This window comes from Flavobacterium rhizophilum (assembly GCF_046000485.1).
Lineage (GTDB): Bacteria > Bacteroidota > Bacteroidia > Flavobacteriales > Flavobacteriaceae > Flavobacterium > Flavobacterium rhizophilum.
On record NZ_JBELQB010000003.1, the window covers coordinates 30009 to 45010 of the forward strand.

A 15002-nucleotide genomic window follows, 5' to 3' on the forward strand; every position below is an offset into this window, starting at 1 on the left:
TCATGAAAACAATAAATCGTACATTCAAAATGCTGTTAGCAGCTTTAGTATTAACTTTAACAACAAATGTTATGGCACAAGTAGCACCACGCCCATATCATGGGCAGGATGACCCACAAATTAGTAAAGGAATCCGTGAATTTCTGAATGCATTAAATACCAGTGGAGGTAGACCTTTAGAAACCTTAAGTCCGGAACAGGCCAGACAGGTTTTAGTAGGCGCTCAAAAATCGGTTGAAGTAGATTATTCAGGAATTGAAGAATCTGAAAAGACAATTACTCAGGACGGTCATACCGTTACGCTACACATTGTAAAACCAAAAGGCGCTAAAAAAGATATACCGGTATTTATGTTCTTCCACGGCGGTGGATGGATACTGGGAGATTACCCTACCCACAAAAGATTGGTACGTGATTTAGTGGTGGCTAGTGGAGTAGCAGCCGTATTCCCGGATTATACCCCTTCACCGGAAGCACAATATCCTGTAGCCATCAACCAGGCCTATGCCGCAACAAGCTGGGTGGCAACCCATGGTAAAGAAATAGGTGTAGATGGTAAAAACCTGGCGGTTGTGGGTAATAGTGTAGGGGGTAATATGGCTGCGGTTGTAGCCCTAATGGCCAAAGATAAAAAAGGACCGGAAATTAAATTACAGGTATTGTTATGGCCTGTAACCGATGCCGATTTTACAAGACCGTCTTATACTTTATACACCCAGGAACGTTTTCTGACAACCCCATTAATGCAATGGATGTGGGACAATTACCTGCCAAATAAAGCAAAACGTAAAGAAATATATGTCTCACCTGCACAGGCTGGTTTAGCAGAATTACAAGGCTTGCCACCGGCATTGATTCAATTGGCCGAGAACGATATTTTACATGATGAAGGCTTAGCGTACGGTAGAAAATTGGATGCAGCAGGAGTGCCTACTACCATTACCACCTATAACGGATTGATTCACGATTACGGATTGTTAAATCCGATTGCTGATGAACCGGCTGTACAAGTAGCTTTGTTACAGGCAGCTGTAGTAATTAAAAATGCTCTGGTAAAATAATGCGCTAAGCATTGGTACAATAGACCAATCATTAAAGGGATAATGCATATCTGGATTATCCCTTTTTTTATATTGCTCAATTTCGTGTATCTTCGTAGGTATACAAAACAAAGATGTCTGTAATTTTAAGTGCATTTAGTAAACTTGTCTCATAATTTAGCATTTTTTCTGTAGGCTGATGGGCTTATTCCATTGTGCCGGGTGAAAAACTTGTTCAGGTGGCTCATGTCGGAAAAACCGAATTCCGTCGCAATTTCGTTCATTCTGTTATTGGTATACCTTAGCCTGGCCTCTATGAGTTTCAGTCGGTAGGAAGCGATATACCGCTGTAAGGTTAGTCCTGTCTGTTTTTTGAAAAGTTCTCCCAGATAATTAGGTGAGATGTTAAATTCATTGGCAAAGGCCGCTACCTGCAATTTTTCAGGACTGTATATATTCTGGTGGATGTAACCTTGTAAAGAAACCGGTTGCTCTGAAGGCATGCCATTGTGTAATTGTTTTAGGCTTATGTTTCTTGCAGCGACCGTTATAAATGTATTCACAAGTTGTTTTATAACCTCATTTCCTGATTGGATTTGTAGCTCATATTCTCTTGTAATAGCTTCAGCCAATGCTCTTATCAATGTTTTATCGGCAGTATTCTTTAAGATGCAGCCAGGCATATGATCATGGTTAAAAAAAATGTACTCTAATTTTTTCAGCCACAACTGAGACTGCGATTTCAGATAGTCCTCATTAAACCGTAAAACAAAAAAATGTGTCGTGTCATGTATCTCAAAACTATGCGTATCCTGTGGGAAAATGACGAACAGTTTGTTCGGGGAATAAGGTAAATGATGTGCGTTTATTTGCTGAATTCCCGTACCCTCAAAAATAAAAACCATTTCGAAGTAAGTGTTTTTATACTCGCGCGCTGAATATGTGTCCGCAATCACATTTTCACACTCAAAGGGTTGATATATATTCTTTACTTGCATGCTCCTTTGTATATACAATTAAAACCTGTAAATATACCTTAAATTTACTAAGAAGTTGATGAAATTTGTGTTAGTTAAATTTTTTAGACATCAATACAATTATGAAACCAACAGTTTACATATTGCTGCGGCTCGGTGCAGGAGTCAGTATGTTGGGGCATGGTCTGGTCCGGCTACCTAAATTAAAACTCTTTAGCGCATGGATGTCCGGTGCATTCAAAGATTCCATGTTGCCACATCCTTTAATTGCCGTATTCAGCTATATGCTGCCCTTAGCAGAATTTACAATTGGGGCTTTACTTCTCACAGGTTTGTTTACCCGAAAAGCTTTACTGTCCGCAGGGGTAGTCATGCTGTTATTGATTTTGGGAACCTGTCTGATTGAAAATTGGGAGGCAATCCCTTCACAGCTGATCCACCTTATTTTTTTTGGAGTACTGCTACAGTACATAAATAGCAACTCATATGCAGTTGATAATTTGTTACATACAAAAGAGTAAAATATGACAAGCAGAAGAAATTTTTTGAAACAGTCCGGCGCACTCGGGGCGTTAAGTGTACTTCCGTTTGCCGGTTATGGCGCCGGTATCGCCGGCGAATCTTCAGTAATGAATGAGGGAGGGCGCCGTTGGGCTGATGGTACGCAGCTCGTGGTATCGGTTTCAATGCAGTTTGAATCAGGAGGGCAGCCTGAAAACGCAGAGAGTCCATTTCCTCAAAATATGAAGAAGGGCTTTGCTGATCTGCCGGCTGCAACATGGTATGACTACGGTTACAAAGAAGGGATTCCCAGAATGCTCGATAACTGGGACAAATTAGGGATAAAGGTGACCTCGCATATGGTGGGTTCGGCAGTAATTAAAAACCCTGAGTTGGCGCGAGAAATTACAGATAGGGGGCATGAAGCGGCCGCACATGGAATGAACTGGAGCAACCAGTACGATATGTCCTATCAGGAGGAAAAGAAATTTATTGCCGAGGGGGTAACAGCCATAAAGAAGGCTACGGGTTTTACTCCGGTGGGTTATAATGCCAATTGGTTACGAAGGGGACAAAATACGCTGAAGATACTTCAGGAACTGGGCTTCACCTACCACATAGATGATTTGAGCCGGGACGAACCTTTCATCATATCGGTTAACAATAAGGATTTTGCTGTTGTTCCGTATACTTTAAGAAACAATGATATTCTTTTAATAGAAGGCAAAAACTTCTCAACGGATCAGTTCTTTAACCAGGTAAAAGCCGATTTTGATCAGTTGTATGCGGAGAGTGCCTACCAGAAAAGGCAGATGTCAATCAGTTTCCACGACCGTATCGGCGGTACCCCTCAAATGGTGAAAACAACTTATGATCTGATACGCTATATCCAGACTCACAAGGGAGTTAGTTTTAAAAGGAAGGATGAGATTGCAAAGCTCACCTTGGAAGACCGCAACAGTATAAGGGAATAATACTATTATATCTGTGGTATAGCCCGGAGCGTTTCAAGTTCCGGGCATCCTTTTATTTTTACTTTTTAGGTGTTTAAAAAAAGCTTAGAAATATCCTATTCAGGATTAATACTCGAAGCGTTTATACCAAAATATTTTTTGAAAGCAAAAGAAAAATGAGAGAGATTTTCAAAACCGACTTCCAGATATACTGTTGAGGCACTTTGACCTTTTTCCTTTATTAAGTAGTACGCTTCACTAAGGCGGCGCTGCATGAGCCATCTGCTGGGTGTTTGGTGGTATATCTGTTCAAAATCCCGCTTAAAGGTTGACAGGCTGCGACCCGATAGGTAGGCAAGCCGTTCCAGGTTAACATTAAAGTGAAAACTCTTCTCCATGAAAGCCTCCAGACTAATCCGGTTTGGGGCATTAAAGTCAAACAGCTGTTTTTTGAGTGAAGGCTGGCATTCCAACAATAGCAAAAGAGCCTCTTTCTGTTTAAGCTTTAAAAGGGCTGTGTTGGTGTTTAGGATAGCTTCATATTCATTTAACGACTGGAAGAAAGCGAGTAAGGGTTTATACTTGGGTATTTCAATACATGCTTGTTTCTCGTAGCTGTTTTGATCTTGAAAATTGATTTCTTTTGCAATAGCACGTATACAGTCTTCTTCAAAACTCAGGGATACTGATTGAAACTCACCCTGGTCCGGCGGATACTTTATATATTTCAGCAGCTGGTTACGATGGGCCAGATAGAGATCCCCCGCCTTAAAATGTAGTCGTTTTTTACCATCAAATAATTCCATTGATCCGGTAATAACCATTCCTAAAACCGTATCAGGAGTGAAGTGTTCTCCATCCCTAAATCGGGTATAGTGGCAAGAAAAATGTAATACTTCCTTCTCTTTCATTATTGCAAAATTGTATACTTAGGACGGACACACGCCCGTCCTAAGTATCAGTTTAATTTAATATTGCTTTTACTTCCAGATATTCTTCAAGGCCATATACACCATATTCCCTCCCAATTCCAGACTGTTTAAATCCTCCAAAAGGAGCCAGCGGATCATGGGAAAAGCCATTTATACATACTCTTCCGGCGTCTATTTGTGCTGCAACACGCTCAGCAGCCTTATCATCCGCTGCACTTACATAGGCGGCGAGGCCATATGCTGTGTCGTTAGCCAGTTGAATCGCTTCATCTTCATCCTTATAGGGTATAATGCAAAGCACGGGGCCGAAAATCTCTTCCTGCGCAATCCGCATACTATTGGATACATTAGTAAAAACCGTCGCCTTTACAAAGTTACCGCTGTCTAATCCTTGCGGTTTTCCGCTGCCTCCTGTCAATAGGGTAGCTCCTTCTTCTATTCCCAGCCTGATGTAGTTTTGTACTCTTTCAAACTGTTTCACGCTCACCATCGGGCCTACGATGGTATCCCTTTCCGATGGGTTGCCTATTTTTATACCTTCCGCAGTCGTCTTAGCGATCTGGTTTACCTGTTCAAGTTTATCGGCAGGGACAAGTAGACGGGTTGGAGCTATACAGGCCTGCCCGCTGTTCATATAAGCGCCATAAACGGCCATTGGAATTGTAGTTGCCAGGTCGGCATCAGCAAGAATAACATTGGGGGATTTTCCCCCAAGCTCTAGGGTAACACGTTTCATAGTATCTACAGCGATTCTCGCGATTGCTTTTCCTGTAACTGTCGAACCCGTAAATGAGATTTTGGAGATGTCTTTATGAGAGGTTAGTGCAGTTCCTACCGTATTACCAAATCCGTTAACAAGATTAAAAACGCCAGGGGGTAAACCTGCATCGTGGAAAACCTCCATAATTACCTGTGATTGTAACGCACTCATCTCTGAGGGTTTAACCACAGCGGTACATCCCGCAGCTATTGCAGTAGCCATTTTAGAACATATAAAGCTATTACTGGCATTCCAGGGTGTTATGATCCCTACAACCCCAACGGGTTGCAGCTTTAATTTTGAAACCCCTATACTCCGCTCAAAATCAAAGTTTTCAAGGATTTCAATGGTACTGGAAAAGGTGGACAGTGCATTCGTGAAACTCGCCTCCGAAAACTGAAGCGTGCCTCCATATTCCGTTACCATTGTTTCAATAAAGTCTTTTTTTCGTCTCAAGAGCGCATCGGATATCTTTTTCAGTATGTCTATGCGTTCTTCACGTGTAGATTGTGAGAAGGTTTGGAATGCCTTTTTTGCTGCGGCGACGGCATTGTCAAGGTCATTGCTGTTTGCTAAATGCACCTCGGCCAATTTCTCGTTTGTGGCAGGATTGATAGTGTCAAAACGCTCCGCGCCAGTTGATTTGACAAAGTTACCATTTACGTAAATTTGATTTACTATTTTCATTGTAATGTATTTTATTACAGCAAATTTCCATTAAAATGAAACGAATAACTTTGGTGAAACGTTCAAAGTAGCTTTGGTGAAACGTTCAAACCACGCAAAATGAGTAATTGAAATTGTTAGGCAAACGTACTGCATGAAGTCCCCGCATCATCGTAGTATTTTTTAATCACTTTGGTCATATGGCTGGCATCTGTAAATCCGAGATCGTATGCGATTTCCTTGAGGCTCTGTCCGGAATATTCAATACGGCTTTGCGCTACGTTTACACGGGCTTTGAGGATATATTCTTTTAAACTTTCGCCTGTTTTCTTTTTAAAATATTCACCCACGTAGTTTGGAGAAAGATTAAATTCGCTGGCAATAACACCCGTTTTCAGCTTACTGTTGTCAAAGAGATTATACTGTATATATTGCAGTACATCGCGTGTCTGCATATCTTTATCCTGGTGTTTTTCTAGAAAACGGTTTTCAAAATTACGAATCAGGATGTTCAGCATGGCTACCATATTTGTCCGGAGTATCGATTCGGAATAATTGTTTTGCTCTTTCTCAAGCTGCATGCTTCGAATAAGGCTGATTATCACTGCCCGGTCGGAATCAGAATGTATAATATCACCAGGTATGCGGTTGTAGCTGCTTAAGATGTAGTGGAGGTTACTAAACCACTGGCTGTAGTCCATCATGGTACGTTTATCTTCTTTGAAAAACAAAGCATTAAAGCGGATAAAAACAAAAGTGGTAGCAGATTCAATTTCAAAGGAATGGCAATCATAGGGAGGTAAAAGGAAAATACTTTCATCCTTGTAAGGGAGTATGTTACTGTTAATGCATTGCTTTCCTGTCCCGCGCTCAATGAAAACAAGTTCAAAGAAATTATGTTGGTGTGGCCTGCGACTCCATTCAGTAAGGACTTCTTTTTCAATATCAAAAGGCTGTAAAGAGTTCTCGATGTGCATGATTGGTTCTTTTTTTTGAAAGGTAGAGGGAACTAGCAAATATAAAACTTTTCCCCCTTTTATGACGTAATGTAACTGCATAATAAACTGCGATTGGGTTGAAAAACACTACAGGATAACAGCATAAGTAAAAACAGGCGCCACACTGCAGCGCCTGATAATTTATTACAATGTTACGACTACTTTACCTACAGTTCTACCGCTTTCAACATGCAGGTGTGCCTGCGCCATTTCGCTAAAATCATACTGTGCTGATACGTGGGAACGGATATAGCCATTACCTAACCAGTCTGCAATCACTTTCATATCCGCTCCGTTAGAAGAAACAAGGAAAAAATACCCATTTACTCCTTTTGCAGCGGCTTTTTCAGTAACGGCTTCGTTAAGGCCTGTTGGAATACTGATTACCGTACTTCCTGCTTTTGCTACCTCAATAGAATGGTCAATATTATCGCCTCCTACGGTATCAAAAACGAAGTCGAATTCCAAAGGGCTATTCGTCCAGTCATAACCATGATAGTCGATATGTTCCTGTGCGCCAAGGCTCAGTACGAAATCCCTGTTTCGGGCGGATGACGTCCCCGTTACAACAGCACCAAGATGGCGGGCCATTTGTACAGCGTAATGGCCAACACCACCCGATGCAGCATGAATCAGTACATTATCTCCGGGTTTCACCTGCACCTTGTGTACCAGCGCCTGATAAGCAGTTAGGGCGGCAAGTGTAGCTGCTGCAGCCTCGGCATGTGAAATAGTAGCGGGCTTTAGTGCCAGGTGCGCTGCTGGAGCAGCAACATATTCCGCGTAGGCTTTGCCATGTCCGGGAAAATTTACCATCCCAAAAACTTCATCACCTTTTTTGAAACCTGCATCAGTTCCTGCTTCCACAACTATACCACTGATGTCCCATCCTAATACGATAGGCAGTTGATCTTTGAGTCTGCCGTACACCCCTTTTCCGGCGCGGCTTTTTACATCAACGGGATTAATGCCTATTGCTCTTACCTCAATAAGAACTTCGTCGTTTTTTATAGAGGGTACAGGGATTTCACTGTAAATAAGTTGATTGGTAGTGCCTTGTTCATTTAAAAGTATTGCTTTCATTTTCGTATTATATTTAGTAGTTTTTTTGCTTTCATTTATCGGTAAGATACACCGGGTGCTATAGTTTTAAACCTATATATAAGGAAAGGAGCTTTCGCCTTGTTGGTTCCATCGTTAAAATTAGCGCCTAAGTGAACCTGTGCGGCAGCTACATACATATAGCCGTCCACACCATTATAACTTACCCCGTCGGGCCACAGCAGTTGTGCATCGCTTATTAATTTATGTATGCTCCTGTCTTTTGCCAGTACTACATCCACTCCGTTGGTCTCAAGGGCGGTAAGGTAAAGGTTACCGGCGTTATCTATACTGAGTCCGCCATTGTTAGGTTTAGCGGAATAAGTTTCAATCTTTTGTTCCAACTGCTCCTGGGTTAAAGAGATATTGAGTAGGTCGTCTATTTTGACACGGTAGATTTTGGTTCCGTTGAGCGGTGCGTAATACAGCCAGTTAAATGCTGTATCGGCCGTAATTCCGTCACAACCTACCAGTAATGGTTTACCGTTTACCGATAATGTTTTATTATTGATGACAAGCGGTTTTTGTTCAGGGAGCATGGTAGAGGTACCCTCTAATAGTCTTTGGGTTGCTCCCGTTTTCATATCTACAACGATTATTGCGGCTGTAGTGCCGTTGCCACCTTTACCGATCCCCTCATCGGCAATAATAAACACACCGTGTTTGGTGTCGACCACCATATCATTGGGTTGGGAGGTTTCGGACAGGGCTGATTCGGGTAAGTAGTAGATGCGCTCCAGTTTATCGGTGCGGGTATTCCATCCCACAATCTTTGGGGTGATATTGTTTCGCTGTCCCATATCCAGCATCCAGACAATGCCGTTGGCATCATTGCGCATTCCCAAAACATTACTGAGGTAATGATCATCTGTGCTACGCGGTGTATTCCAATAAGCATTTGGAAAAGGGGTACTCTTTTTTGACTTTGCATTGTATTTCATTACCCGTATTTCCGGATTAAAAAAGGGATGCAGGCTGTATACTAGTTCCCCCTGAGGCGTATAGGTAATATTACCAACCGAATGCGGTAGTTCTGCATAAATTTCCGCATTTCTGATTTTACCGTCCCATGGCGTTTCGGAGTTATTTTGACTGGTTTCTTTAACAAAATAGTTGTCAGTCCCTGCCAGCCAGTCCATTCGTGCCGGAGTGAAAAAATCGATATCAATGGTATTGTCCTCAAGGGCAATAAAGCTGTGTGGTATATTAGGGGGGATTATTATACCTCCACCGGCTTTTACAATATATTCTTTTCCGCCTGCCAACACTTTTACGCTACCTTGGGTAATGATAGAATATTGCTCATTGACATGCTGATGGAAAGGAACCACAGCCCCTTTTTTATAGGTGAAATAACCTACAGTCCCTGATTCTCCCGAAATGGTACTCCTGGTGAGTAACGTATTCATCTGCTTTACCTCAAGATCCCCGAAAGAAAAAGGAACCGGTTGCTGAGAGAAGACCGGTAAGGTCATGAGTGAAATAGCCGCCAAGGTAAATTTTGCTTTATGTTTTCCCATTATATTATATTTTTAGTCGCAGTATTTTATAGGGTTGTACTGTTTTATTGATGTTATTGTTGAACCATGGCATTAACTGGATCTGTGATACTGAAATGTAGAGGTATCCATCTTTCGAAACACTGTAACTATCAGGCCATATTAGGTTTTCGGGGTCGGTTATCAGGATATGCATTTTCAAATCGGGAGTTATTTTTACGATACTGCTCCTTTCGAGGTCCCCGAAATAGAGATTACCCTCTTTATCGAATTCCATTCCGTCGGTTGTCACGAAATGTCCCAGATCCTCTACTTTATTGGTAATGGTTTTTAAAGGTGTGGTAAAGTCTCTTAAGAACCGGGTGTTAATGCGGTAAAGTTTGTCGTCGGTCAGTGGCTTGTAATACAGCCAGGCTTTATCTGGTGACAGTGCAATGCCGTCAGAGTTGATCTTTGGTATACTTCCGTCTGCCTTCGAAAACTCCTTATCGTCAAAAGAAAAATGGTAAGCAGGGTCAGATTGCACACTTGGAGAGTCATGCAGTACAAAACGGGATTCCCCTGATGCGGTATTAAGCACAACAATGCCTCCGTTGGAAGAACTGGTCATGTAGGCGAACCCATTACTGTTGTCAATCCTGATATCGTTAATATAGCTGTCTTTGCCGGCTGTAGTCTCCGGAAAGGTATATATACGTTCAACAGTGTTGTCAGAGAGTCTCACTTTTAAAACTTTATTTGCCTTCTTGTATACCGGGCCTAGCCCTATGCCGGCTGCATCTACAATCCACAAGTAGCCTTTTTCATCAGCTACTACTGCCTGTACACAAACAAATTTATCTGCTCCTTCATCCCCTTTCTTAAAGCTATTCCAATGTGCGTCAGGATACGGTACCGGTTTACCGTTTTTTATTTCCACCACTGAATAAGAATGGTTATCCAGCCAGTATGGATAGTTTGTAAATACCCGACCGTCCGGAGATACGGCCACCCCTGTAAGCTGATAGGTACTGTCGCGAAAGACCTCCTCAAGTTCTGGGTTTTTAACTGTTGTTTGAGGAGACTGGGCGGGGGCATCAACGCTGTCCTTTGCCAGCTCCGGCTTCTTATTACATCCTGTCAGGGCCAGCAACAGCATGGCTGATACCAGCAATAATTTATTTTTCATTTTGTTACGATTAAAGTATGGTGTAAAATTAGTTTAGTAGATTGGGTAGCTGCTGGTACATATTTAGGTTTTTTGAGTACAAAATCACGTAATTGCAGCGACCCAAAAAAATGGCCGCCCTTTAAAGAGCAGCATCTTTTATTAAGGAACGTATACATAGGCGATAATAGACGCCTTTGCTATGGTATTGGCACCAAGGTTAAAGCCTACAAGGGCAGGGTTAGCATCCTTATCCAGGTTAATTTTGTTTTTTAGAGCGTATACGGTAATAACATAGGGATGAAATCCGCTTCCCGGAATGGGAACGGGTCCGCCATATCCGTACTGCTTAAAGTCGTTAAGCGATGATATACTCCCTGCGGGAAGTAACTCAGGATGTGTACTTGCAGCACCGGCTTTAAGTGATCGTGTGCCGGCCGGAACATTAAATAATACCCAGTGCCACCAGCCACTGCCTGTCGGGGCCGCTGCATCGTACATTGTAACAGCAAAAGCCTGTGTCCCTTCGGGAACATTTTCCCAAGCAAGGTCAGGAGAGATATTTCCCCCATTTACACCCCAGTCATTATAGTAATAATCTTTGGTAAGCTGGCCGCCAAGCCCGCTGCTCTTAAGGGTAAAAGTTTTAGCGGCACTTTGTGCGTGTAAGGTTATGGCATTTAATAAAACTATGCCAAGTGTCATCATTTTTGTAAACGAGATGTTTTTCATGGTACTTAAATTATTAGTGTTAAAATTAGCATTGCAGGTACTGTATCCTACGGTACAAAATTGGTGAGAAAGCTTTGGGTAATGATTGTACGTTTTCGGGTAAGTCAGGTATAAATTCAAGGATGTATAAACTATAAGAGATGCCTATAAACAGTCAAAAAAAAGACTGCCTGATACTTTCAGGCAGTCTTGGAAGAGGATTGATATTAGCTATATCTGCTGTTTTGGGATCAACTGAAAGCCGTCTCCATCTATTTTTACATAACTTAAGCAGGGGAATTCGAAATGCGGTCCCGCCAGCAAGAGCCGTTCATGCGCAGCTTTTTTAAGTACATCGATTCTGGTGCGTACAGCCTCGGAATAATTGACATCGGTGGCAAACCCTATTTCAGGCATTGCGGCCTGTACGGCTGGAATTGTAAGTATATCTCCGCAGAAAAGAATTTTTTCGGCCTGTGATTCCAGCAAAAAGCCCGTGTGCCCAGGTGTATGCCCTGGTAACGCTACGGATGTAATACCGGGCAATAGCTCGTTTGCAGCGGGCTGTAACCGCTCGTATAGTGCGAGGGCTTGCTTAATCGCGACCGCATTATCCTGATCTGCAGGGCTAAGGTCTTTATTATTAATCCAGTAGTCATATTCTGCATCTGAAAACCATATTCTGGCATTTGGAAAATTTTTACTACCACCTTGACTGACCAGGCCGTAAAAGTGGTCACCGTGTAAATGGGTGAGTAGTATTGTGCCAATCTGATCCGGTGATAACCCCAAAAGAGGTAACGCTTCAAGCAACCTGCCCTGCATATCCGGAGCAAATCGATCTCCCATGCCGGTATCAATAAGTATCGGGAGCTGTCCTTCTCCCTCAATTATAAAGATGCTGGTTGTGAGGGTTGGGGTATCAGACCTGAAATTTTTCCTCAGTATCTGGCCCACTCCGTTTTCGGGCAGGTGGGTAAAGTAGGATTCACCCGCGATAAAGAAACTGTCGTTTATAATGGTGATTTTCCTGTTTCCTATGCTGTATTGCAACAGCGCAGGTAAAAGTTGCATTTGTGTATCCATATATATATAAATATTACTATTAATTCAAATCCGACCGGGTAATAGGGGAGACTGCCTCCACCGCAGGTGAGCGCCTCTGTTTGTGCAGGGATAGGGTAGGAATTACCTATTTTTTTTTACCTGTGAAGCATTTAGCCCGTATTGTTTTTTAAAAGCATATGAAAAATGGGAAAGATCACGAAAGCCCAGGTCCTGATATATTTCAACAGCTGTTTTTTCCTGTTGCGTAATCATTTCATAAGCGCTCTCCAAACGTTTCCTGATAATCCAACGTGCGGGCGATTCTCCGTAAATTGCTTTGAAATCCCGCTTAAATGAAGTGAGGCTTCGTCCTGTCAGCAGGGCGAAGCGCTCCAGAGGGACATTAAAATGAAAATTTTTTTCCATAAAAGTGCTTAAATCCTTTTTAACCGGGTTGGAAAAGTCAAACAGTATACTCCCGTACTGCGGTAAATGCTGGAGGATAAGCAGTAGCGCTTCCCTTAGTTTCAATGGCACCAAGGCATTTTCAGAAGGTGTTGCCAGGAACGGTTCATAGGCCTGAATGCTGTCCATGAATGATTTGATTATGTTATTTTCAATTCGCTGTACGGCAGGTGACGCTACATTTTCATTAGCCCTTATGGTAAATTCTTTTGCAAAATCGCCTAGGAAACGCTCTGCAAAGAACAACGTAACGGTTTTGAAGTCCTTTACCTTTTCCTGTGGCTTACGGAAGCGCAGCAGTTGATTCTTACGACAGAAAAACAAATCGCCCTCTTTCAGCAGCGTGCGGGTATGACCGTCATCCAGCAGGAGTTCTCCTTTCACAAGGTAGGTCAGGCAGTGCAGTGAAACAAATTGCTCACCATCTCGCCATCCTGCCGCTTCACAGGAAAAACTAAGGGGATAGGGGTCAAGAGTACTTTGCATTATGCTATAAGATTAACTGTGATACAAATATCGGTTTAAATCCATTTGCCTGTTTTGTTGAAACGGCCAAAATTAACTTTGTTGAAACGGCCAAAACACCATTTAATATGTATAATATATTTTCCTAATTTTGGACCACAAACTTAAACAGAATAGGATTTGGTCCTAAGACTGTAATGTTTTATAATATGACACAAATTTCCTCAACCGATGGTAACCTGTTACTAAGGCTGCTCCGAGCCGAAGCAGAATTACTTAAGAAGCCTATACAATTCAGTGAGTATACTGTAATTATTGTAAGTGAAGGTCAAGGCACATTTTATGCTGATTTTGGAAGGTTTGACTTTAAAGGTCCTATCCTGCTTTTTGCGACTCCCATGCAGCTTATCTACATTGAGACCGAAATACCGCTGTCTTATGATGTACTGCATTTCCATAGTGATTTTTATTGTATAGAGTACCATAGGGAGGAAGTAGCCTGTAACGGACTTCTTTTTAATAATATATACATCGCGCCATCAGTTAGCTTAACCCCTTCGGAGAAATCTGGTTTCACTCAGATCACAGATCAGATAGCAGGGGAGCTGGCACTGGCTTCACCTTCGGATATTGTACTGAAATCATTGTTACAACTTTTTTTGGCCCGCTCTAGCCAGGTTAAGAATAAGGAAATGGAGACCACGGCTAGCGTCATGATACGGGATACGGAAATGGAGCATTTCAAAGAGCTCCTTGAAGCCCGTTTTTTGGAACTTCGTAAGCCTTCAGATTATGCCGGGCTATTGCGAATGACACCCAATAATTTTACCAAGCGCTGTACGCGTTATTTTAGAAAAACACCTTCGCAGCTTATTACGGAACGGCTGATACTCGAAGCAAAAAAAGAATTACACCTGACGCGAAAAAGCATTAAGGAGATTGCTTATGCTCTGAATTTTGAAGACGAATTCTATTTCAGCCGTGTTTTTAAAAAGCAAACCAATGAATCACCTCAAAGCTTTAGGGATAAGACAGGTATATCCATCGTGGCAGATTTGTACAGGTAATATCCATTTTTGTCCATGTTGTAGGCTTTAGTCCCGATGTAACTTTGTTTCAACAAAAAACAAATTACATCATGAAATCATTCTTTATACAACAGATTGCCCAGTTAGATAACCTTGCTACAAATATACTTCGTGCAGGGATAGTTATAGTTTTTATCTGGATAGGGGCATTGAAATTCTTTACCTATGAAGCTGATGGCATTGTTCCATTTGTCGCCAACAGTCCCTTTATGCGCTTTTTCTACAACCATCCTGATGAATATGCCACGCATCTCAATAAGGAAGGTGCCTTTATTGTGGAAAACCATCAATGGCATATTCAGAACAATACCTATGGCTTTTCGAAAGGGCTGGGTATTTTCTTAATGAGTCTGGGCCTGCTTGTGGCCTTACACCGCGTGGCTCCTTTATGGAGTATGTTGGGCAGTATGCTCATTTTCCTGATGACACTGGGAACTCTTTCCTTTCTTGTCACTACTCCCGAGGCGTGGGTGGGTAATCTGGGCGATACAGACTATGGCTTTCCTTTTCTTTCAGGTCGTGGGAGGCTGGTAATCAAGGATGTCGTAATTCTTGGCGGTGCCCTGGTTACCATGAGTCAGTCCGCCCGATTGTACCTGCAGCACAAAGGCAAGTAAAGGTTCCGGAGATTCGGCGGAACGTACTGATTAAT

15 protein-coding genes are annotated in these 15002 nt (G+C 42.2%); 5 read left to right on the plus strand and 10 right to left on the minus strand.

Annotation, left to right across the window (positions count from 1 at the left end; all coding sequences use genetic code 11):
- Positions 1-2 precede the first annotated feature (2 nt).
- A complete protein-coding gene (locus ABS768_RS04220; protein ID WP_408073722.1) occupies positions 3-1061 on the plus strand; it encodes an alpha/beta hydrolase in 1059 nt (352 codons plus the stop codon).
- Positions 1062-1210: 149 nt separating this feature from the next.
- On the opposite strand, the gene ABS768_RS04225 is transcribed toward ABS768_RS04220, so the two are convergent.
- Positions 1211-1723 carry a helix-turn-helix domain-containing protein gene (locus ABS768_RS04225; protein WP_408073723.1) on the minus strand — a complete coding sequence of 171 codons (513 nt, stop codon included), beginning with the start codon at positions 1721-1723 and terminating at the stop codon, positions 1211-1213.
- Between the two features lie 416 nt (positions 1724-2139).
- Between ABS768_RS04225 and ABS768_RS04230 the strand changes: the two genes are divergently transcribed.
- Both ABS768_RS04230 and ABS768_RS04235 read left to right on the plus strand, forming a co-directional pair.
- Entirely contained in the window at positions 2140-2538 is a 399-nt protein-coding gene (locus tag ABS768_RS04230; RefSeq protein WP_408073724.1) for a DoxX family protein, read from the plus strand.
- 3 nt (positions 2539-2541) lie between these two features.
- Entirely contained in the window at positions 2542-3492 is a 951-nt protein-coding gene (locus ABS768_RS04235) for a polysaccharide deacetylase family protein (protein WP_408073725.1), read from the plus strand.
- A 95-nt stretch (positions 3493-3587) separates the two neighbouring features.
- On the opposite strand, the gene ABS768_RS04240 is transcribed toward ABS768_RS04235, so the two are convergent.
- The 9 genes from ABS768_RS04240 to ABS768_RS04280 all read right to left on the minus strand — a co-directional run bounded on the left by ABS768_RS04240 (position 3588) and on the right by ABS768_RS04280 (position 13283).
- Positions 3588-4382 (minus strand): helix-turn-helix domain-containing protein, encoded by a 795-nt coding sequence (locus tag ABS768_RS04240; protein WP_408073726.1) that lies wholly within the window; start codon positions 4380-4382, stop codon positions 3588-3590.
- A 52-nt stretch (positions 4383-4434) separates the two neighbouring features.
- A complete protein-coding gene (locus ABS768_RS04245; RefSeq protein WP_408073727.1) occupies positions 4435-5850 on the minus strand; it encodes an aldehyde dehydrogenase family protein in 1416 nt (471 codons plus the stop codon).
- Between the two features lie 116 nt (positions 5851-5966).
- Positions 5967-6806, minus strand: coding sequence for an AraC family transcriptional regulator (locus ABS768_RS04250; protein WP_408073728.1), 840 nt, complete (start codon positions 6804-6806; stop codon positions 5967-5969).
- A gap of 165 nt (positions 6807-6971) precedes the next feature.
- The gene (locus ABS768_RS04255; protein ID WP_408073729.1) at positions 6972-7910 is read right to left on the minus strand and encodes an NADP-dependent oxidoreductase; all 939 of its coding nucleotides are present in this window, start codon (positions 7908-7910) and stop codon (positions 6972-6974) included.
- A gap of 35 nt (positions 7911-7945) precedes the next feature.
- Positions 7946-9448, minus strand: coding sequence for an L-dopachrome tautomerase-related protein (locus ABS768_RS04260; RefSeq protein ID WP_408073730.1), 1503 nt, complete (start codon positions 9446-9448; stop codon positions 7946-7948).
- Between the two features lie 4 nt (positions 9449-9452).
- Complete coding sequence (locus ABS768_RS04265; RefSeq protein ID WP_408073731.1) at positions 9453-10418, minus strand: L-dopachrome tautomerase-related protein; 966 nt, start codon at positions 10416-10418, stop codon at positions 9453-9455.
- Positions 10419-10736: 318 nt separating this feature from the next.
- Positions 10737-11306: a YbhB/YbcL family Raf kinase inhibitor-like protein gene (locus ABS768_RS04270; protein WP_231749138.1), complete on the minus strand. Its 570-nt coding sequence runs from the start codon at positions 11304-11306 to the stop codon at positions 10737-10739.
- Between the two features lie 210 nt (positions 11307-11516).
- Positions 11517-12371 (minus strand): MBL fold metallo-hydrolase, encoded by an 855-nt coding sequence (locus ABS768_RS04275; protein WP_408073732.1) that lies wholly within the window; start codon positions 12369-12371, stop codon positions 11517-11519.
- Between the two features lie 102 nt (positions 12372-12473).
- Entirely contained in the window at positions 12474-13283 is an 810-nt protein-coding gene (locus ABS768_RS04280; RefSeq protein WP_408073733.1) for an AraC family transcriptional regulator, read from the minus strand.
- A gap of 188 nt (positions 13284-13471) precedes the next feature.
- Between ABS768_RS04280 and ABS768_RS04285 the strand changes: the two genes are divergently transcribed.
- Together ABS768_RS04285 and ABS768_RS04290 are read left to right on the plus strand one after the other, a co-directional pair.
- Positions 13472-14329, plus strand: a complete 858-nt coding sequence (locus ABS768_RS04285; RefSeq protein ID WP_408073734.1) for a helix-turn-helix domain-containing protein — start codon at positions 13472-13474, stop codon at positions 14327-14329.
- 71 nt (positions 14330-14400) lie between these two features.
- On the plus strand, positions 14401-14967 hold the full coding sequence (locus ABS768_RS04290; protein ID WP_408073735.1) for a DUF417 family protein: 567 nt from the start codon (positions 14401-14403) through the stop codon (positions 14965-14967).
- The last annotated feature ends 35 nt before the right edge of the window (positions 14968-15002 follow it).